We start from the raw sequence: 21496 nt of genomic DNA, 5'->3' as shown, positions 1-21496 counted from the left end.
GTATTCGTACACTTCTAAGAAATCCTGTTTTTAGAACGGGATATCATCATCGAAGTCCATAGGAGGCTCGTTAAACTGCTGAGTTGCCTGCTGTGGAGCTTGTTGAGGTGCCGGAGCAGGTTTAGGCTGTTGCTGATAACCACCTTGCTGCGGAGCTTGTTGCTGGAAACCGCCTTGCTGAGCAGGGGCTGCTTGAGGCGCAGCTTGTTGCTGTTGACCGCCCCAGTTACCTTGTTGCTGCGGAGCACCACCACCCATGTTTTGCCCTTGGCCACCACCTTGACGTCCACCTAGCATCTGCATCACGCCATTAAAGCCCTGCACAACCACTTCGGTAGAGTAGCGATCTTGACCACTTTGATCTTGCCACTTACGTGTTTGTAATTGACCTTCAATGTAAACTTGCGAACCTTTCTTAAGGTACTCGCCTGCAACTTCGGCTAACTTGCCAAACAACACTACACGGTGCCATTCAGTACGCTCTTTTTGTTCACCACTTTGCTTGTCTCTCCAGCTTTCTGAAGTTGCAATAGTAATATTGGCGACGGCCCCTCCGTTTGGCATAAAACGAACTTCAGGATCTTGCCCTAAGTTACCAACCAAAATTACTTTATTAATGCCCCGAGTGGCCATGTATATCGCTCCTATGTTCTATCTGTTGTGGCGAGGAAGACCCGCTATCATACTAGGCTGCACGCACCAAATCCAATGCTCTAGCCAATTCAAATTCTTTTGTTTTAACTTTAAGGTAAACAGTATTGTCACTTGCAATAACAACTGCTTCTACAACCCCAGGTAAAACCTGCAGTTTTTCTAAAATGCTAGCAGGTTGATCGGGAGATGATATCGTTAATGAATAACTTTTTATGCCACTTTGCGCACGCAATCCTAAACTCACGACGATCCAAATAATCAATAAAGCGATCGCAAACCAACTTACTAAATTTGCCCCGCCAGCCGTGTACAAAACGCCAGCACTAGAGCCACCTATAAATGCCCCCAAAAACTGACTAGTAGAAAATACGCCAAGTGCCGCGCCTTTGTTGCCCGGAGGGCACAAATTAGAAATTAGCGCTGGTAAACTGGCTTCCAAATAATTAAAGCCAACAAAAAACACTGCCAAAATTACTCCCAACCCCCAAACCGAGGAACCGTTAATCAATAACAAAGCGTTGGCAAATAACAACAAACTAATAGCAAATATGAAGAAAGCACGCTGCTGATTGCGCTTCGCTGCAATGATCAACAAGGGCACCATCAATACAAAAGAAATAAGAACAGCTGGCAAATACACTTGCCAATGATTTTCGGCATTTAGGCCTGCGTCAAGCAAACGAAACGGCATTACAACAAACAAAGCGGTAAGCACTAAGTGTAAGGTAAACACCCCCCAATCTAAACGCAGCAACTGAGGGTGTTTAAGCAACTCAAGCATCTGTTTAGAGTTAGCACTTACTTCACCACTAGGCGCTTTAGAATCGCCACTTGGTACAGCAAACTGCACCACAAACATCGCGAACACGGATAACACAGCAATCAACCAAAACAGACCCGACAAACCAAGATAAGCCGAGAGAATTGGCCCTAAAACCAGTGAGGCAGCAAACGATAAACCAATGCTAACACCAATAAAGGCCATTACTTTCGCACGCTGGGTTTCTCGGCTTAAGTCAGCAGCTAAGGCCATTACCGTGCTAGCGATAGCGCCCATGCCTTGCAAGGCACGCCCTAACGCGATGCCATAAATAGAATCAGCAGTAGCAGCCACTACTGAGCCAAGCGCAAAAATACTTAACCCCAGGAAGATAATCGGCTTACGGCCAACTTTGTCGGACAACCACCCCATGGGGATTTGAAACATTGCCTGGGTTAAGCCATAGGCACCAATCGCAAAACCAACCCATAAAGGCGAAAAGCCCACAAGCTCTTGGCCATAAACGGCTAATACTGGCATTAACATAAACAAACCGGCCATGCGCAAGGCAAATAACAAAGCCAATGAATAGGCCGCGCGCTTCTCTGTAGGGTTTAATCGTTCGTCTAGGTTCATAACCATCAAAAATACGTCATTAAAGAACCGGCAATGCTATCACAAGCAGCAAGCCGCAAACCAGCGCAAGATGGTCAGCAAGTAATAAGTTAGCGCTCGGCTTTTCAACGGCGCATTTCAATAAATTATGTGTAATACTGGGCGATTTAGTGCAGCAGTGAACAGCTAACAATGGACAGTATTGATATTCGTGGTGCCCGCACCCACAACCTTAAGAACATTTCGCTGACCCTCCCTCGCGATAAGCTAATTGTTATCACTGGCTTGTCGGGTTCTGGGAAATCTTCTCTCGCATTCGATACACTTTACGCAGAAGGTCAGCGACGCTATGTAGAGTCTCTTTCTGCTTATGCTCGCCAGTTCCTGTCATTAATGGAAAAGCCCGATGTTGATCATATCGAAGGTTTATCACCAGCTATTTCTATCGAGCAAAAATCAACATCTCACAACCCGCGCTCTACAGTGGGAACCATTACCGAAATTTACGACTATTTGCGCTTACTTTACGCTCGCGTCGGCGAGCCTCGCTGTCCTCATCATAACGAACCGCTAGCTGCACAAACCATTAGCCAAATGGTCGATAAGGTTTTTGAGGAGCCAGAAAATAGCAAGCTGATGTTGTTAGCCCCGATAATACGAGACCGCAAAGGCGAACATGTAAAAACTCTGGAAAACTTAGCGGCACAAGGTTTCATTCGAGCACGCATAGATGGAGAAGTGTGTGACTTAAGCGATCCTCCAGAGCTAGAGCTGCACAAAAAACATAATATTGAAGTGGTGATTGATCGCTTTAAAGTTCGCGCCAGTGAAGATTTAGCCCAACGTTTGGCCGAATCTTTTGAAACAGCCCTAGAGCTTGCCGAAGGCACTGCCATTTTAGTTGACATGGACAGCGGCGAAACTCGCCAACTGTTCTCGGCAAATTTTGCCTGCCCAATATGTGGCTACAGCATGACCGAACTAGAGCCAAGGATATTCTCCTTTAATAACCCAGCGGGGGCTTGCCAAACCTGTGATGGTTTAGGTGTGGATCAATTCTTCGACGATAAAAAGGTGATTGTAAATCCTGAGCTTAGTTTATCGGGCGGTGCCATCCGCGGTTGGGACAAACGTAACTTCTACTATTACCAAATGCTCAAGTCATTGGCAGCGCATTTCGAATTTAACTTAGATATGCCCTTTCAAGACCTTAGCGACAAACACCAAAAAGTGATTTTGCATGGCTCGGGGCGCACCAGTATTGAATTCAAATACATGAACGATCGCGGTGATGTTACCGTGCGCAAACACCCTTTTGAAGGGATCATCCCTAATATGCGTCGCCGCTATAAAGAAACCGAATCAAACGCGGTGCGCGAAGAGTTGGCAAAATTCATTAGTAACCAAGAATGTCCAGGCTGTGGCGGCAGCCGGTTGCGCGAAGAAGCTCGCAATGTATTTATTGGTAGTACTAACCTGCCGGAAGTGAGCTGTAAGTCCATTGGCGAAGCCATGGAGTTTTTTGAAGCGCTTAATCTAACAGGCCAACGAGCACAAATTGCCGACAAAATCTTAAAAGAGATTTGTGAGAGGCTTAAGTTTTTAATCAACGTGGGCCTCGATTACCTTTCGTTAGATCGCAGTGCCGACACACTGTCTGGCGGCGAAGCGCAGCGAATAAGACTTGCCAGCCAGATTGGCGCAGGTCTAGTCGGCGTTATGTATGTGCTCGACGAACCTTCTATCGGCTTACACCAACGCGATAACGAGCGCTTACTCGCGACCCTCAATCACCTGCGAGATTTGGGCAACACCGTAATTGTGGTAGAACACGATGAAGATGCCATTCGAGCCGCAGACTATATTGTAGACATTGGCCCAGGCGCTGGTGTACATGGCGGAGAAGTTGTTGCTCAAGGTTCAATGCAACAAGTGATTGATACCCCAAGCTCACTTACTGGACAGTATTTATCTGGCAGTAAATCTATAGCAGTACCTAGCAAGCGACAAGAAGGCTCAGGCGATTACTTAAGCCTACTCGGCGCTAGTGGCAACAACCTCAAGAATGTAGATTTGCATATCCCACTAGGCCTGCTTACCTGTATAACAGGTGTATCGGGTAGCGGTAAATCTACCTTAATCAACGATACTTTATATAAAATTGCTCAAAAGGCGCTCAACGGTGCAGCTGGCGAAGATATCGCCCCGCACAAATCGGTAAAAGGCCTCGATAAACTCGATAAAGTGGTTGATATAGACCAAAGCCCGATCGGCAGAACACCGCGTTCCAACCCCGCTACCTATACCGGGATCTTCACTCCCATTCGTGAGCTGTTCGCAGCTACGCAAGAAGCCCGTTCAAGAGGTTACAAACCTGGTCGTTTTAGCTTTAACGTAAAAGGTGGTCGCTGTGAAGCCTGCCAAGGAGACGGCGTTATTAAAGTAGAAATGCATTTTTTACCCGATGTGTATGTGCCCTGCGACGTATGTAAAAGCAAACGCTATAACCGCGAAACTTTAGAGATAAAGTATAAAGGCAAGAGTATTCATCAAATTCTGGAAATGACGGTAGAAGAAGCTCGCCCCTTCTTTGATGCTGTACCAGCGATTGCCAGAAAATTGCAAACCTTGATTGATGTTGGCCTTACCTACATCAAACTCGGTCAGTCGGCTACTACCTTATCAGGCGGCGAAGCTCAACGAGTTAAACTCGCTCGCGAACTTAGCAAGCGCGATACTGGCCAAACCCTTTATATTCTTGATGAACCAACCACAGGCTTGCACTTTCATGATATTGAGTTGCTGTTAGAAGTTATTCATCGCTTACGTGACCATGGTAATACTATTGTTGTAATTGAACACAACCTAGATGTCGTTAAAACCGCAGATTGGATTGTCGATCTGGGGCCAGAAGGGGGCAAAGGTGGCGGAGAGATTCTAGTTGCTGGCACTCCGGAAGATATCGTTAATGAACCGCGCTCACATACCGCCCGATTCTTAAAACCAATGCTAATAAATCAAAAATAAGGCCAAAAGCCAGATTATCAAGGATGTAACATGCTATCGAAGTTTAGCCTAGAGCGTACTTTTATTTATGTATTTGCTGCAATGCTGTTGCTAGGCATGCACTACTTTCAACACAACCAAGGTGGAACAGGTCTAGCCCTCCCTTTTAATTTGGTTGTTTGGTGCTTTGCTAGCATTCTTATCGGCCTTGGCCTTATTAAAGTAAGTCAATCGCAAACTTTGCGCTATAACAAAACACTTATTGGTTTAGCTATTTGTGCTATTGGCTTATGGATCCCACTGTTTTATCCAAATGCTGAATTTGGCGCTTTTGCTTTAGACCGTTTAATCGGATTGGCAGCAGGTTTACTGCTTATCTTCTCCATTATTCAGCTCGAAATAAGCCAAAAGCAATGGCACCAAATGATGTACGTGATTGTTGCAGCAGTCTTAATCGAGAGCCTTTATGCATTAACCCAAATGTACCTATTAACAGAGGGTAATTGGGTCGGCTTTAATGTTAATTCAACCAGAGCTGCCGGCATTTTTCAGCAACCCAATGTATTAGGAACCTTTGTGCTTTTTGGTCCAGCCATATCCGCTTGGTTGTTGTCACAACAAGCTATAAACGAAAAATGGCAGCTCTTACTTATACTTGTAACTAGCTTTACAGCAACATGGGTATGTTTCTTAACAGGATCTAGAACAACAGTAGTAGCGTTGTTTCTTATACTCCCGCTAATGGCTCCTTACCTATTTAAAACTGCAAATTTATCGCACCTTAGATGGTGGCTAGTTTGTATTTTGTTTGGAGTTTTAGCACCTATGCTTCCCGAACTATTCAATTCTAACGAAGCAAGAGATGCCTTAGGTGGCGCAACCACAGCTTATAGAGTAACAATGCTTGAGGTTAGTTGGCAGCTGTTCAAGCAGCAACCGTTGTTAGGCTGGGGTTATGGTGCTTATGATGGTGTTTACCATGCGGCGCAAGCTTTACTTAATCAACAAGGCTTAATCGATGGTTATCATTTTAATGTAGCTCACCCCCATAACGAACTAGCTTATTGGGCGGTTGAAGGTGGGCTTCTGCCAGTCACAGCTTTGTTCGCGATGGCTTTCCTAATAATAAAGAGCATGCTCAAACAAAGCTGGGCTAAGGGATTATTTTATTTTGCAATGTTGTTTCCCAGCCTACTTCACTGCATGACTGAACTGCCTTTTTATCACTCTGCGGTCTTATGGATTCTATTCTGCACATTAATTAGTCAGATTCTAAAAAATGAAGAAATTGTAGTCAAAACGTTCCCGGCTAAATTTGCCCCAAAGATATTTGGAGTTCTAATTCCATGCTTCACTATCGTGTTCATGGCAACTGGTTTACAGGCCATCCATAAAATCACCCAATTTGAACGAACCGGTAGTACAAATGCAGCTTTGCTCGAAGAAGTGATCAATCCAGTACCCTTGCAAACTCGCTATGAATTCAACGCTATGTCATTTAGGTTAAACGCAGCTTTGTCTTTAGATCTCAAAGAAGAACTTAAAGGCTACCTAGCATGGTCAGAACAGCTGTTAAAGAGGCAAGCGAGAACTGAACATTTTTATAATCGCTCAGTTGCTTTACGAGCCCTAGGCTTAAACGAACAAGCAAAAGCTAATGACAAACTGGCTAACGATATATATCCAAACTTTGAACGTGTATCCTATAGGCTTGTTTCCGCAACTAATGGCGGTGAGGAAACACTACGACAGTACTTGCTATGGAATAAAGCAGAAATTGAAAAGACTCCTTTACCACAACTATATATTCACCAAATTAACGCTTTAGTAAAGCTTGGTGATATCAAACCAGCAGTAGATATGCTTATAAAAGCACAACACAACCTCCCTGAACAAATTAGTTTGAATAGTGTTCCGAGTTTAAAACCCTATATTAAGATTCAAACGCCTAGTTAAGTAAAAGCGTAGGTGGTGAGCAAAACTAGTTTTGCTCACCACTAGCAGTTTTGTTCAAGCTAAATCATCCTCAGTTTACCGGTTGTAAGCTCGAAAACTCTTCTTGGTAAGGATTGCGCCAACGCTTCCTGCTCTCAGAATAATCATTAGTTCCACAGTCGTCGAAGAATCGGAAACTCCCCCCCTGAGTTGTTTGACTGATACGAAAGTACCTTTCTGAGCTAAGGTTATAATAAGCCCTACCACCATCATGTTAGTCAGAATCTAAAGCCTGTTAGCAACAACAGGGTTTTGTTATTTCGGATATTGCCCAAACTACCCACCTAGTACACCTCCCAGAATCCAATACCTTAAGAAAGACTTCATTAACTTAAGAAAAAGTCCCTCAACACTATCTGCATAGACTTAGACGATGAACACATGTCACCACTAAGTATCAACGAGTTAAGCGAGCGGGCGAGCCTTGCCAAGAAACACGCCAAGCGCGGCCAATAATAAAAACGCTCTTTTATAAAAATGAGAGATAGGGAAGGGGATGATATGCCTGAGGGACTAAATCACAGGCAATAAAAAAGCCCTCGTCGTTAGACGAGGGCTTAGTATGAGAGCCTGGCGGTGGTCAGGTGCGCAGCATAGCTGCTTCCGCTTCGGCCTGAAAGCGCTTCGCCCTTTCCGAGCGACCTCCGCCCTACTTTTGAAAGCAGGCCACGCTAAACACAAACAAAAAGGGCTTCCCAATCGGGAAGCCCTTTTCGATAATGAGAGCCTGGCGGTGACCTACTTTCACATGGGGAAGCCCCACACTATCATCGGCGCAGTTGCGTTTCACTTCTGAGTTCGGCATGGAGTCAGGTGGGTCCACAACGCTATTGCCACCAGGCAAAAACTGTTGTCTTTAACATTCGAAAAAGCTGAAATATCTCATGAGCACTAACAAGTATTCATGGTTTCTAAAATAAAGTATCTATAAGCAACACCCTTTAGGTGTTGTATGGTTAAGCCTCACGGGTAATTAGTACAAGTTAGCTCAATGCCTCACAGCACTTACACACCTTGCCTATCAACGTTGTAGTCTCCAACGGCCCTTCAGAGGACTTAAAGTCCTAGTGAGAATTAATCTCGAGGCCTGCTTCCCGCTTAGATGCTTTCAGCGGTTATCAGTTCCGAACGTAGCTACTGGGCAATGCTATTGGCATAACAACCCAAACACCAGCGGTTCGTCCACTCCGGTCCTCTCGTACTAGGAGCAGCTCCCCTCAATTCTCAAACGCCCACGGCAGATAGGGACCGAACTGTCTCACGACGTTCTAAACCCAGCTCGCGTACCACTTTAAATGGCGAACAGCCATACCCTTGGGACCGACTTCAGCCCCAGGATGTGATGAGCCGACATCGAGGTGCCAAACACCGCCGTCGATATGAACTCTTGGGCGGTATCAGCCTGTTATCCCCGGAGTACCTTTTATCCGTTGAGCGATGGCCCTTCCATACAGAACCACCGGATCACTATGACCTACTTTCGTACCTGCTCGACGTGTCTGTCTCGCAGTTAAGCTGGCTTATGCCATTGCACTAACCGTATGATGTCCGACCATACTTAGCCAACCTTCGTGCTCCTCCGTTACTCTTTGGGAGGAGACCGCCCCAGTCAAACTACCCACCAGACACTGTCCGCAATCCCGATAAGGGACCAACGTTAGAACATCAACACTACAAGGGTGGTATTTCAAGGTCGGCTCCACGTCATCTAGCGACAACGCTTCAAAGCCTCCCACCTATCCTACACATGTAGGGTCAATGTTCAGTGTCAAGCTGTAGTAAAGGTTCACGGGGTCTTTCCGTCTAGCCGCGGGTACACCGCATCTTCACGGCAATTTCAATTTCACTGAGTCTCGGGTGGAGACAGCTTGGCCATCATTACGCCATTCGTGCAGGTCGGAACTTACCCGACAAGGAATTTCGCTACCTTAGGACCGTTATAGTTACGGCCGCCGTTTACCGGGGCTTCGATCAATAGCTTCGCGCGAACGCTAACCACATCAATTAACCTTCCGGCACCGGGCAGGCGTCACACCGTATACGTCATCTTTCGATTTAGCACAGTGCTGTGTTTTTAATAAACAGTTGCAGCCAACTGGTATCTGCGACTCTCAGCAGCTTAGGGAGCAAGTCCCATCACCATCAAGAGCGTACCTTCTCCCGAAGTTACGGTACCATTTTGCCTAGTTCCTTCACCCGAGTTCTCTCAAGCGCCTTGGTATTCTCTACCCAACCACCTGTGTCGGTTTGGGGTACGGTTTCGTATAATCTGAAGCTTAGAGACTTTTCCTGGAAGCAGGGCATCAACCACTTCGTGTCCGTAGACACTCGTCATCAACTCTCAGCGTAATGTAAACCCGGATTTGCCTAAGTTTACCGCCTACTGCCTTTCACGTGGACAACCATCGCCACGCTGGCCTAGCCTTCTCCGTCCTCCCATCGCAATTATACGAAGTACAGGAATATTAACCTGTTTCCCATCGACTACACTTTTCAGTCTCGCCTTAGGGGCCGACTCACCCTGCCCTGATTAACATTGGACAGGAAACCTTGGTCTTTCGGCGAGGGGGCTTTTCACCCCCTTTATCGTTACTCATGTCAACATTCGCACTTCTGATACCTCCAGCAAACCTTACGATTCACCTTCAACGGCTTACAGAACGCTCCTCTACCGAGCATGCAAGCATGCTCCCGTAGCTTCGGTGGTATGTTTAGCCCCGTTACATCTTCCGCGCAGGCCGACTCGACCAGTGAGCTATTACGCTTTCTTTAAATGATGGCTGCTTCTAAGCCAACATCCTGGCTGTCTAAGCCTTCCCACATCGTTTCCCACTTAACATACACTTTGGGACCTTAGCTGACGGTCTGGGTTGTTTCCCTTTCCACGACGGACGTTAGCACCCGCCGTGTGTCTCCCGAGTAGTACTTGATGGTATTCGGAGTTTGCAAAGGGTTGGTAAGTCGGGATGACCCCCTAGCCTTAACAGTGCTCTACCCCCATCAGTATTCGCTCGAGGCGCTACCTAAATAGCTTTCGAGGAGAACCAGCTATCTCCCGGTTTGATTGGCCTTTCACCCCCAGCCACAAGTCATCCGCTAATTTTTCAACATTAGTCGGTTCGGTCCTCCAATTGGTGTTACCCAATCTTCAACCTGCCCATGGCTAGATCACCGGGTTTCGGGTCTAATCCCAGCAACTATGCGCGCAGTTAACACTCGGTTTCCCTACGGCTCCGCTATTCGCTTAACCTTGCTACTGAAATTAAGTCGTTGACCCATTATACAAAAGGTACGCAGTCACCCCACGAAGGGGCTCCCACTGCTTGTACGTATACGGTTTCAGGTTCTATTTCACTCCCCTCACAGGGGTTCTTTTCGCCTTTCCCTCACGGTACTGGTTCACTATCGGTCAGTCAGGAGTATTTAGCCTTGGAGGATGGTCCCCCCATATTCAGACAACATATCACGTGTGCCGTCCTACTCGATTTCACTTAAAGTAGATTTTCATGTACGGGGCTATCACCCTGTATCGCCATCCTTTCCAGAATGTTCCACTAATCACCTAAAAGCTTAAGGGCTAATCCGGGTTCGCTCGCCGCTACTACCAGAATCTCGGTTGATTTCTTTTCCTCCGGGTACTTAGATGTTTCAGTTCCCCGGGTTCGCCTCGCAACGCTATGTATTCACGTTGCGATACTGCATAAAATGCAGTGGGTTTCCCCATTCGGAAATCCATGTCTATTACGTCTTTTATCGACTTAACATGGCTTATCGCAGATTAACACGTCCTTCATCGCCTCTGACTGCCAAGGCATCCACCGTATACGCTTAGTCACTTAATCATACAACACCTAAATGTTGTCGCTTAAATCACTTGAATGGTCAGGCTGTATAAATCCTGCCATTCGAGTACGATCACCTTATTTTTGAATACCAAGAACACTTGTTATTAAACTCATATTCTTGAGATATTTTTTTATCAGCTTTTCCAAATTGTTAAAGAGCAATGGTTTCGAAGAAACCAAAGCTAAGCACTATATAAACAAATGCTTAGCTTTGTATTCTCAAACCAAGAGAGAGAATGGTATCCCGTAGGGGATTTGAACCCCTGTTACCGCCGTGAAAGGGCGGTGTCCTAGGCCTCTAGACGAACGGGACACTGCAGTAGCTGTTCTCGTTGGTTCTACACCACACTAGAACTTCTCTCTTTTCTTTTTCATCAAGCAATCTGTGTGAACACGTCACAAAACCTAAGCATCATAATAAGGAGGTGATCCAGCCCCAGGTTCCCCTAGGGCTACCTTGTTACGACTTCACCCCAGTCATGAACCACAAAGTGGTGAGCGTCCTCCCGAAGGTTAAACTACCCACTTCTTTTGCAGCCCACTCCCATGGTGTGACGGGCGGTGTGTACAAGGCCCGGGAACGTATTCACCGTAGCATTCTGATCTACGATTACTAGCGATTCCGACTTCACGGAGTCGAGTTGCAGACTCCGATCCGGACTACGACATGCTTTTTGGGGTCCGCTTGCTCTCGCGAGTTCGCATCCCTCTGTACATGCCATTGTAGCACGTGTGTAGCCCTGCCCGTAAGGGCCATGATGACTTGACGTCGTCCCCACCTTCCTCCGGTTTATCACCGGCAGTCTCCCTAGAGTTCCCACCATTACGTGCTGGCAAATAAGGATAGGGGTTGCGCTCGTTGCGGGACTTAACCCAACATCTCACGACACGAGCTGACGACAGCCATGCAGCACCTGTATCTGAGTTCCCGAAGGCACTAAACCATCTCTGGTAAATTCTCAGTATGTCAAGGGCAGGTAAGGTTCTTCGCGTTGCATCGAATTAAACCACATGCTCCACCGCTTGTGCGGGCCCCCGTCAATTCATTTGAGTTTTAACCTTGCGGCCGTACTCCCCAGGCGGTCTACTTAATGCGTTAGCTGCGTTACCCACGAGTTAAACTCACAGACAACTAGTAGACATCGTTTACGGCGTGGACTACCAGGGTATCTAATCCTGTTTGCTCCCCACGCTTTCGTACATGAGCGTCAGTTTTTGTCCAGGTGGCCGCCTTCGCCACTGGTATTCCTTCAGATCTCTACGCATTTCACCGCTACACCTGAAATTCTACCACCCTCTACAAAACTCTAGCTTGCCAGTTCCAAATGCCATTCCCAGGTTGAGCCCGGGGATTTCACATCTGGCTTAACAAGCCGCCTGCGTACGCTTTACGCCCAGTAATTCCGATTAACGCTTGGACCCTCCGTATTACCGCGGCTGCTGGCACGGAGTTAGCCGGTCCTTCTTCTGTCGCTAACGTCAAAGATATAACGTATTAAGCTATACCCCTTCCTCACGACTGAAAGTGCTTTACAACCCGAAGGCCTTCTTCACACACGCGGCATGGCTGCATCAGGCTTTCGCCCATTGTGCAATATTCCCCACTGCTGCCTCCCGTAGGAGTCTGGGCCGTGTCTCAGTCCCAGTGTGGCTGATCATCCTCTCAAACCAGCTAGGGATCGTCGCCTTGGTAAGCCATTACCTTACCAACTAGCTAATCCCACTTGGGCTAATCTTTACGCGAAAGGCTCCGAAGAGTCCCCTCCTTTGGTCCGAAGACATTATGCGGTATTAGCAGTCGTTTCCAACTGTTGTCCCCCACGTAAAGGCATATTCCCAAGCATTACTCACCCGTCCGCCGCTCGTCATCTTCTAGCAAGCTAGAAATGTTACCGCTCGACTTGCATGTGTTAAGCCTGCCGCCAGCGTTCAATCTGAGCCATGATCAAACTCTTCAATCAAAAGTTTTTTCGCTCAAAGTTAAAAACTGAAATTATTACTGTGTTTTACAGTGCAAGACTCCAGTTCACTTAAGCTTAATTTTTTCGCTTAAGGCCCTGTGAGTGCTCACACAGATTGCTTGATAAATTGTTAAAGAGCGTTGCTTCTTGCCGAAGCGAGGTGCGCATTCTACGCTTTCCTCTGTGGCTGTCAACCGCTTTTTAAAACATTTTAAAAAGAAGTTTTTCAACCGGCTAACTCAGCCCTAGGCCTTGCTAACCCTGACGTAGCCTTGCTTCGCTTTAGCGCGCTGCGTGCCGTGTCAGTGGAGGTGCATTATAGGGATCGATTCCCGCGGCGCAAGCGTTTTTTGAAGAAAATCACAGAAACACGTTTAAGTGTTCAGATAGCAAACAAATTGCACCTTTTTTGACTGAATTCGCCAGATTTGAGCCCAATAACTATAGTTTAGTTTTAGTGCTTTATTATGGGCCTTAGCTACCGTGACCATATATATGTTGGTTTTGTTGTAATACTGGGTTTACTTCACCTGTGTATTGGATACCATAGCCGCCCTTTTTCCTGTGGAGTCTCTTGCTGATGTCATTTTCTATCGGCCAACGCTGGATCAGTGATTCAGAATCTGAGTTAGGTTTAGGTACCGTAGTTGCTATTGAAGGCAGGATGGTTACCTTGTTGTTCCCTGCTAGCGGTGAGAATCGCTTTTATGCTATGGCGGACGCACCAGTAACTCGAGTGGTATTTAATGTTGGTGATGACATAACCAGTACTGAAGATTGGTCGATGACCATTACAGAAATTGAAGAAGCGGATGAGTTGATTGTCTATCATGGCGTTCGTCACGATACTGAAGAAACGGTTCAGCTACGTGAAATGTTCTTAAGCCACTTCCTCAAGTTTAACAAACCTCAAGACCGACTTTTTGCTGGCCAAGTTGACCGCTTTGATAGTTTTGTTGTGCGTTACCAAACCTTAGTGAAACGCTTTGAGCAACAGCAGTCTGAGTTAAAAGGCTTAATGGGCGGTAAAGTTAGCCTAATTCCACACCAGCTTTATATAGCGAGCGAAGTAGGTCGACGTATTTCGCCTCGGGTATTGCTGTCTGATGAAGTGGGTTTAGGTAAAACCATTGAAGCCGGTTTAATTATCCACCAGCAGCTTATTGCAGGCTTAGCTAAACGAGTATTGATTATTGTGCCAGACGCGCTGCAATACCAATGGCTAATAGAAATGCTGCGCCGCTTTAACATGCACTTTAGCTTGTTTGATGAAGACCGCTGCATTGAAGCTTATGCCGAAGCTGACAACCCTTTTGAAACCGAACAATTAGTATTATGTAGCCTTAGCTTTTTACGCGGCAGCAAAAAACGTTTTGAACAAGTTGCCGAAGCTGATTGGGATTTGATGATTGTAGATGAAGCACATCACCTGCAATGGGATGAAGCAACACCAAGTCGTGAATACCAAATCATTGAAACACTGGCCAAACAAATTGCCGGCGTTTTGCTACTTACCGCGACACCGGACCAACTTGGCCACCAAAGTCACTTTGCCCGTTTAAGGTTGCTCGATCCTGACCGCTTTTACGACTATCAAGCCTTTACAGATGAAGAACAGCACTATCAACCGGTAGCGGAAGCTGCCCAGTCTTTGCTGGCCAGTAGCCCACTAAGCACCAAGCAAGCTAATCAACTTAGTGAACTGTTAAGCGAAAATGATATTGAGCCTTTGCTCGCGCTCATAAATGACAGCGCTTCAAGTTATGAACAGCAACAACAGGCGCGTGAAGAGTTACTACAACATCTATTAGATCGCCACGGCACAGGCCGAGTATTGTTTAGAAACACCCGCAGCGCGATTGAAGGGTTTCCGATGCGCCAATTGGCTAGCTATCCTCTCAGCTTACCTAGCCAATATAAAACTGCATTAAAAGTACAACAAATGATGCAAGGCAGTAACGCTGGTGCCAATAATCAATTAATGTTCCCCGAAGAGCTCTACCAGCAATTTGAAGGTGAAAGCGAAGGGGAAGCCAGCTGGTGTAAGTTCGACCCACGTATCGACTGGTTAATTGGCTTTTTACTGGCGCACAAACAAAAGAAAGTGTTACTAATCTGCGCTAAAGCTGCTACGGCGCTAGCTATTGAAGATGCGGTACGCACTCGCGAAGGTATTCGCGGTACCGTGTTCCATGAAGACATGTCGTTAATTGAACGCGATAAAGCCGCAGCTTATTTCGCTCAAGACGAAGCCGGTGCACAATTAATGGTGTGTTCAGAAATTGGCTCTGAAGGACGCAACTTCCAATTTGCTCACCATATCGTGTTATTCGATTTGCCAACGAACCCTGACCTCTTAGAGCAACGAATTGGTCGCCTTGACCGTATTGGCCAACAAAACGATATTCAAATTCATGTTCCTTATTTAGAAGGTACACCACAACAAACACTGTTACGTTGGTACCATGAGGGTTTAAACGCCTTTGAACAAACCTGCCCAGCAGGCTCAGCCATCTTTGCTGAATTTGGTGAAACCTTAACAGGCCTGCTTGGGCAAAACACGCCAGACGAAGCAGAACTAAACACACTAATAAAAGAAACAGCTAAGCGTTACCATGAAGTAAAAGCCAAGTTAGATGCCGGTCGTGACCGCTTGTTAGAAATACACTCAAGTGGTGGTAACAAAGCTGCAGAACTCATTGAGAAAATTCAAGCAGCAGAGCAAGACCCGCATTTTGTGACGTTTAGCCTACGTTTGTTCGATACCATCGGCATCAACCAAGATGACAAAGGTGAAAATGCCTTGGTACTGCATGCGAGTGAACAAATGCTAGTGCCGTCTATTAATGGCTTGCCGGAAGACGGTTGCACCATTACTTATGACAGAGACACAGCGCTTAGTCGAGACGAAATTCAACTTATGTCTTGGGAACACCCGCTGATTCAAAGCTGTATCGATACTATCTTGGGGGCCGACTTAGGCACAACGTCAGTAGCCTTACTCAAGAATCGCGCCTTACCAGTAGGTAGCTTATTTGTTGAAGGGATCTTTGTGGTAGAAACCAGCGCACCTGCCGAGTACCAAATTGAGCGATACTTGCCCGCTACACCGGTGCGTATTTTGCTGGATAAAAACGGCGGAAACTTGTCTGCTAATGTTGATTTTGAACAGTTCAATCAGCAGCTTTCTGCGGTTAACCGCCACTTAGCCGCTAAGTTGATTAGTGCTTCACAAACTCAAATTCATCCTTTGCTTGCACAAGCCAATGAGCTCGCCCAACAACAATTAGCAACTATTGTTGAACAAGCGAATGAGCATATGAAGCAAAGCTTAAATGGCGAGCTTGAACGCCTTGAAGCCTTAAGCGCAGTAAACCCAAGCATTCGTAAAGATGAATTAGATACCTTACGAAGCTTACGTGACAATGCTGGCGACTACCTACAGAAAGCCCAAGTAAAATTAGATGCGCTGCGGGTAATATTGGTTTCGCACAACTAGCAAATCGAAATTCTATTTTATTTAATAGCAGGCCTTAGCTTACACTAGGGCCTTATTTTTTAGAGCTGTACTGATGCCAGATTTTGTTTATCGCCCTCCAATGTCCCCCTACTTTAGTGTTGTTTACCAAGACGAAGCTGTAATTGTATTTAACAAAGCCAGTGGTTTACTGTCGGTACCTGGTCGGCTTGAGAAAGATAGCTTGTGGGATCGCGCTCAACGAGTTTGGCCAGACATTAAAGTTGTGCACCGGCTAGATATGGCAACCTCAGGGCTAATAGTTATGGCCTTAGGCAAACCAGCCCAAAGCCACTTGAGTCGTCAGTTTCAGCAACGGCGCACCACTAAAACCTACTACGCCGAGATCTTTGGTCATCCAAAGCAAGAGCATGGCGAAGTAAATCTGCCACTACGTTGTGATTGGCCTAATCGCCCCAAACAAATTGTAGATTTTGAACAAGGCAAAGACGCTTTAACACACTGGCAGATTATTGAGCAAAGGCCTCAAACAAGCTTAGTTGAACTTAAACCGATCACTGGACGAACCCACCAACTACGGGTGCATATGCAACAACTAGGCTGCCCCATTGTTGGCGATGGATTTTATGCATGCCAACAGTCAAAAGCGCTAAGCGAACGCTTACACCTTCATGCTGCCAAATTAGGTTTTTATCATCCAGAAACAGAGCAATTTATGGAATTTGAGTGTGCTCCGCCATTTTAGTTAAAGCAAAGCTAAGTATTGTCCGATACATTAAGCATACACCTCGCCAAGGAACCCAAATTGTGCAGCTTGCTAAGTATTGCTTTCTCTCCAGTTTATTAGCAATAAACTGCGCATTTGCTGAGGTTCAACCTCAAGACTTTAGCCATTGGCCAGTAAATGGTGAATTAAAACAGCTGGATGTAGAGCAACAACAGTTTGTTAGTTTGTGGCTAGAAGAAGAAACCCCGCAAAAACGTGGCACCATTATTTTACTTCCCGATTGGGGTATATCACCAAGCGCTCCCAACAGTATTGATTCACTTCGCCAAGCTCTTCCCAAACTAGGCTGGGAAACTGGGGCTATTTTACCCCCTAAGCCCATGTCAGGTTTAATGCAGCAAGCAGAAACCGAGAATGATGAGCAACTGCAGCAATACAAACAAAGCTTACAAGCGCTTATTCAAGCAGCTAAACAAAATCAGGCTGAGCAGTTTGGTTTTCAAGTGATTATTGCACAGGGTGTTATGGGAGCATGGCTGGTTGAATTGCTAGCCGAAGACGAGCTAGAACAACCCGATGGTATAGTACTCATTAGTGCTTATTACCCTAATCAAACGCTGAATAAAAAACTGGCGGAGCAAACCGCAACACTGGCTATTCCAGTGCTAGATATTTATGCCGAGCACTATAACCATTGGCAGCAACAAGCCCGAGAGCAACGTTTAATAGCCAGTAACAAAAATCAAAAGCTAAACTACCGACAAACCCATTTACCCGCCACCGCCGATACCGCGCCCAACAGTGCAAAACTAAATAAAACGGTTTACGGCTGGTTTAACGCACTAGGCTGGTATTAAGCTAAGACTCCTTTCTGGTGCTGGAGGCAACCACAAGATATTGCTAAGCTGAGGGCCACAAACTCTCGCTAATAGCTTGCCATGAAAATAGTTTTTTTAGATCGCCTCACCCTAGCTAGCCATATCAACTTGGCACGTCCCAGTTTTGCCCATCAATGGCAAGAGTACCCCAGCACCACACCACAACAAGTACGTGAGCGCTGCCAAGATGCAAACATCATCATTGTGAATAAAGTGCAATTAAGTAGGGATACATTAACTCAATTGCCACAGCTAAAAATGATTGCGGTTGCAGCTACCGGGACCAACAACGTGGATCTAGCGGTAGCCGAAGAACTTGGCATAATCGTTAGTAATATAAGAAATTATGCCGCTCAAAGCATTGCCGAACACTGCTTGGCGCTGATGTTTAATCTTAGGCGCAATGTATTAGCCTACCATCAGGCGATTCAACAAGGTCGTTGGCAACACGCTAAGCAATTTTGTTTTTTTGATTTCCCCATCGATAACTTGGCTAAGCAAACGCTGGCAATAATAGGCGGCGGCAACTTGGGCCAAGCAACAGCACAATTAGCCAGTAATTTAGGCATGGAGGTGGTAATGGCAGAGCACAAAGGCCAAACTCCTCGCCCCGGCAGAGTTGCCTTTGAAGAAGCAGTTAGCAGTGCAGATGTTATTAGCATCCATTGCCCACTTACTCCGCAGACTAAGGATCTATTTGGCGAGCCAGAATTGGAAATGATGAAGGAGACGGCCTTACTGATTAACACTGCACGTGGCGGAATAGTTAACGAACAGGCTTTGTTGCAGGCTTTGCAAAACAAGCAAATTGCTGGCGCGGCAAGTGATGTCTCTGAATGTGAACCACCTACGCACGACAGCCCACTGATGCAGGCACTTAGCCTAAATAACTTTATACTTACCCCACATGTGGGCTGGGCGAGCAGCCAAAACATGCAAGTTTTGGCTGACCAATTGATCGATAATATCGAAGCATTTGTAGCAGGAAAACCACGCCACCAAGTATTCGCTAATTAGCGCTCTTACGTTGTTGTTTGACTAACTCGTAAGCCTGTTGAATATCTTGAGTGCGCTGCTTAGCTAGCTCCATCATTTCTGGTGGTAAGCCCTTGGCGACTAACTTGTCGGGATGATGCTGACTCATTAGTTTGCGGTAAGCACGTTTGATTTGCTGGTCACTATCTTGTTGGTTAACGCCTAAGATTTGGTAGGCTTCTTCTAGCTGCTTAGCGCTACTTTGCGCGCTTTGGCGTTGACCACCATGGCGATGGAACTTGAGCTCGGCTTCCCAGCGTGAAATCATCGCCTGAAGCTCTGCTTCCGAGAAGCCTAAAGCCTTGGCTACACGCTTTAATAAAGCATGTTCACTATCGTCGATTACGCCATCTGCAAATACCCCTTGCAGCTGGATTTCCATGAACATTTGCAATAAATCACGACGCCCATTAACCGCGCTAACAAAGCGAGAAATTTGCTCCTCCAAGGGAAAATCTGCATCTTTGCCTTGGCGAAAAGCATCTTGAGCTTGGCGCCTAGCTTCGCCTTGCAGCCGCATTTGATCCATCAAAAAGTTAGCGACCTGAATCTCTTGTTGAGTCACCACGCCTTTTGACTTAGCAATATGGCCAAGTACCGCAAAGGTAGAGAACAAAAAGGCTTGCTGAGCAGCTTGGCTACTCGCTGCCGAGAAGGCAAAATTGCCGCCTACCGCTTTATCAAACCGATGGCCTAGCCATAGGCCAAGCAAGGCACCAAAAGGCCCACCAAACATAAAGCCAAAAAATACGCCTAATACTTTTCCCCAAATTCGCATCACTATTCTCTATCTTTGGTTAATTGCTGGTCTAGTTGTTGAAGCCGCTCAGGTGTCCCCACATCTACCCATTTGCCGCCTTGTAGTTGACCACTCACTTGTTGGCTTAACATTGCTGCACGCAATAAAGGTGCAAGAGCTTGTTTACCGCTAGGCACATGCTGAAAAAAGCGTTGATGATAAATGGCTACACCACTAAATGTAAACTCAGGCTTATCTATCACCAAACCTTGCTCCAAGCTAAAATCACCCCTTAAATTGTGGCTCGGATTAGCCACCAAGTATAAATGAGCATCACTGTCGGTTTGACTATTTTGGCAAATAGCTTGGTAATCCCAATCATTCCAAACATCCCCATTAATCACCAAGAACTGCTCGCTAGCGATAATGGGTAAGGCGTTAACAATGCCCCCGGCCGTTTCTAAGGCACTAGATTCATGACTATAAAGCACCTCGATTCCCCATTTGTCACCTTGGCCCACATGTGCTTCAACCATCTCGCCTAAATAAGCGGTATTTATCACGATGCGTGTTACGCCTGCAGTAACCAACTTGTCGATATGCCAGTTAATCAAGGCTTTACCAGCAACTTTTAACAATGGTTTTGGGCAATTATCAGTTAACGGACGCATCCGCTCGCCGCGTCCCGCAGCCAAAATCATTGCGGTGCGAATTTGGCTCATGCTTTAAACTCTTTTGCTATAGGACTAATCCACTGATGAAATGCCTGTAATTCAGGATAACGCTTGGTCACTTGAAGTACATATTCGAGTGTTTGAGGAATGGCTTCACGATAGGCAGTTTTACCATCCCGATGATCTAATCTGCAAAATATCCCTAGCGCTTTTATATGCCGCTGCAATCCAGTGAGATCAAACCAGCGCTGCCAAGTGCTCGGTTCGATACCCTCAACCAAATATGCCGACTTTTGGTTGAGGTATGTTTGCTGCAAGTGACTCACTAACTCTGGTGGCCAAGCAATATAACAATCACGCAGCAATGAAACCACATCGTAAGCAATAGGCCCCCAAACCATATCCTGAAAATCGATCATCACCATTTGCTGCTGATTGAGCATCAAATTTCGACTATGAAAATCACGATGCATAGGTGCATAAGGCTGTTCTAAAATAGCTTGGCTGACATTGTTACATAAGCCTTGCCAATCACAACGCTGCTGCCAATCTTCTCCCGCCTGCAACTCTGCTTTAACAAACCAATCGGCAAATATATCTAATTCACGTTGAATAAATGCTTGGTCAAACTCTTCCATTTCTGCCAAATCTTCACGCTTAGTAGCCTGAAGTTGAACGATTAATGCAAGCGCTTGTCTATAAAGTTCAGAAGCAGTATCGGCACTTAGCACTTGCTCAAGCATGGTGGAGCCGAGGTCTTCAACACATAGAAAACCGGCATCAATATTTGCTGCTAGCACCTTAGGTACAGGCAGCGCTTGTGCACTTAAGGCATTAGCAATATCAACAAACTGTTGGTTTTTCTCGGTGGAGGGCGGCGCATCAACGGCAATGGCAGTGTCACCATTAGAAAGTTGAAAACGAAAGTAGCGCCTAAAACTGGCGTCGCCACTGATCATCGTTAGCTCAGGAGAAACAATGTCTAAGGTTTTTGACAGCCATTGCTGTAAAGCAGATTCGCGCACTAAATTACTCATAATTTCTTATACTAATAACAGCCTTTAAATAGCCGCTCACCAATAAATCCAGTATTATAAGCGGCTAACTTTAACCACAGAATTCATTAAGC

The 21496-nt window shown here is 46.1% G+C and carries 11 protein-coding genes, 1 tRNA gene and 3 rRNA genes; 6 read left to right on the top strand and 9 right to left on the bottom strand.

The window, feature by feature from the left end; all coding sequences use genetic code 11:
* Positions 1-30 precede the first annotated feature (30 nt).
* Both OAG1_RS02870 and OAG1_RS02865 read right to left on the bottom strand, forming a co-directional pair.
* On the bottom strand, positions 31-633 hold the full coding sequence (locus OAG1_RS02870; protein WP_338623761.1) for a single-stranded DNA-binding protein: 603 nt from the start codon (positions 631-633) through the stop codon (positions 31-33).
* 52 nt (positions 634-685) lie between these two features.
* A complete protein-coding gene (locus OAG1_RS02865) occupies positions 686-2050 on the bottom strand; it encodes an MFS transporter (RefSeq protein ID WP_338626411.1) in 1365 nt (454 codons plus the stop codon).
* 171 nt (positions 2051-2221) lie between these two features.
* Between OAG1_RS02865 and uvrA the strand changes: the two genes are divergently transcribed.
* Entirely contained in the window at positions 2222-5056 is a 2835-nt protein-coding gene (gene uvrA, locus OAG1_RS02860) for an excinuclease ABC subunit UvrA (RefSeq protein WP_338623759.1), read from the top strand.
* Positions 5057-5152: 96 nt separating this feature from the next.
* Positions 5153-6991 (top strand): Wzy polymerase domain-containing protein, encoded by a 1839-nt coding sequence (locus OAG1_RS02855; RefSeq protein ID WP_338623757.1) that lies wholly within the window; start codon positions 5153-5155, stop codon positions 6989-6991.
* Between the two features lie 764 nt (positions 6992-7755).
* On the opposite strand, the gene rrf is transcribed toward OAG1_RS02855, so the two are convergent.
* From rrf to OAG1_RS02835, 4 genes are all read right to left on the bottom strand, one after another.
* Positions 7756-7871, bottom strand: a 5S ribosomal RNA gene (rrf, locus tag OAG1_RS02850).
* A gap of 111 nt (positions 7872-7982) precedes the next feature.
* A 23S ribosomal RNA gene (locus OAG1_RS02845) occupies positions 7983-10872 on the bottom strand.
* A 240-nt stretch (positions 10873-11112) separates the two neighbouring features.
* Positions 11113-11188 (bottom strand) — tRNA-Glu (locus OAG1_RS02840).
* A gap of 105 nt (positions 11189-11293) precedes the next feature.
* A 16S ribosomal RNA gene (locus tag OAG1_RS02835) occupies positions 11294-12836 on the bottom strand.
* The 16S, 23S and 5S rRNA genes sit together here with 1 tRNA gene alongside, the layout of an rRNA operon.
* Before the next feature lie 580 nt (positions 12837-13416).
* On the opposite strand from OAG1_RS02835, the gene rapA reads away from it, so the two are divergent.
* From rapA to OAG1_RS02815, 4 genes are all read left to right on the top strand, one after another.
* On the top strand, positions 13417-16335 hold the full coding sequence (rapA, locus tag OAG1_RS02830) for an RNA polymerase-associated protein RapA (protein ID WP_338623755.1): 2919 nt from the start codon (positions 13417-13419) through the stop codon (positions 16333-16335).
* A gap of 73 nt (positions 16336-16408) precedes the next feature.
* The gene (locus OAG1_RS02825) at positions 16409-17059 is read left to right on the top strand and encodes a pseudouridine synthase (protein ID WP_338623753.1); all 651 of its coding nucleotides are present in this window, start codon (positions 16409-16411) and stop codon (positions 17057-17059) included.
* Between the two features lie 62 nt (positions 17060-17121).
* Positions 17122-17898 carry a DUF3530 family protein gene (locus OAG1_RS02820; protein WP_338623751.1) on the top strand — a complete coding sequence of 259 codons (777 nt, stop codon included), beginning with the start codon at positions 17122-17124 and terminating at the stop codon, positions 17896-17898.
* Positions 17899-17979: 81 nt separating this feature from the next.
* Entirely contained in the window at positions 17980-18936 is a 957-nt protein-coding gene (locus OAG1_RS02815; RefSeq protein ID WP_338623749.1) for a D-2-hydroxyacid dehydrogenase, read from the top strand.
* On the opposite strand, the gene djlA is transcribed toward OAG1_RS02815, so the two are convergent.
* Genes djlA through OAG1_RS02800 form a run of 3 tightly spaced genes read right to left on the bottom strand, consistent with a single transcriptional unit; the run spans position 18929 to position 21404 of the window.
* The gene (djlA, locus tag OAG1_RS02810; protein ID WP_220719072.1) at positions 18929-19732 is read right to left on the bottom strand and encodes a co-chaperone DjlA; all 804 of its coding nucleotides are present in this window, start codon (positions 19730-19732) and stop codon (positions 18929-18931) included. The two genes, OAG1_RS02815 and djlA, sit on opposite strands and share 8 nt — an antisense overlap.
* A 2-nt stretch (positions 19733-19734) precedes the next feature.
* Entirely contained in the window at positions 19735-20415 is a 681-nt protein-coding gene (murU, locus tag OAG1_RS02805) for an N-acetylmuramate alpha-1-phosphate uridylyltransferase MurU (RefSeq protein ID WP_338623746.1), read from the bottom strand.
* Complete coding sequence (locus OAG1_RS02800; protein ID WP_338623744.1) at positions 20412-21404, bottom strand: phosphotransferase; 993 nt, start codon at positions 21402-21404, stop codon at positions 20412-20414. The genes murU and OAG1_RS02800 overlap by 4 nt, the downstream gene beginning before the upstream one ends.
* Between the last annotated feature and the right edge of the window lie 92 nt (positions 21405-21496).

The organism is Agarivorans sp. OAG1 (assembly GCF_037076485.1).
GTDB classification, from domain to species: Bacteria; Pseudomonadota; Gammaproteobacteria; order Enterobacterales; family Celerinatantimonadaceae; genus Agarivorans; species Agarivorans albus.
This window is presented reverse-complemented; position numbering and strand designations above follow the sequence as displayed.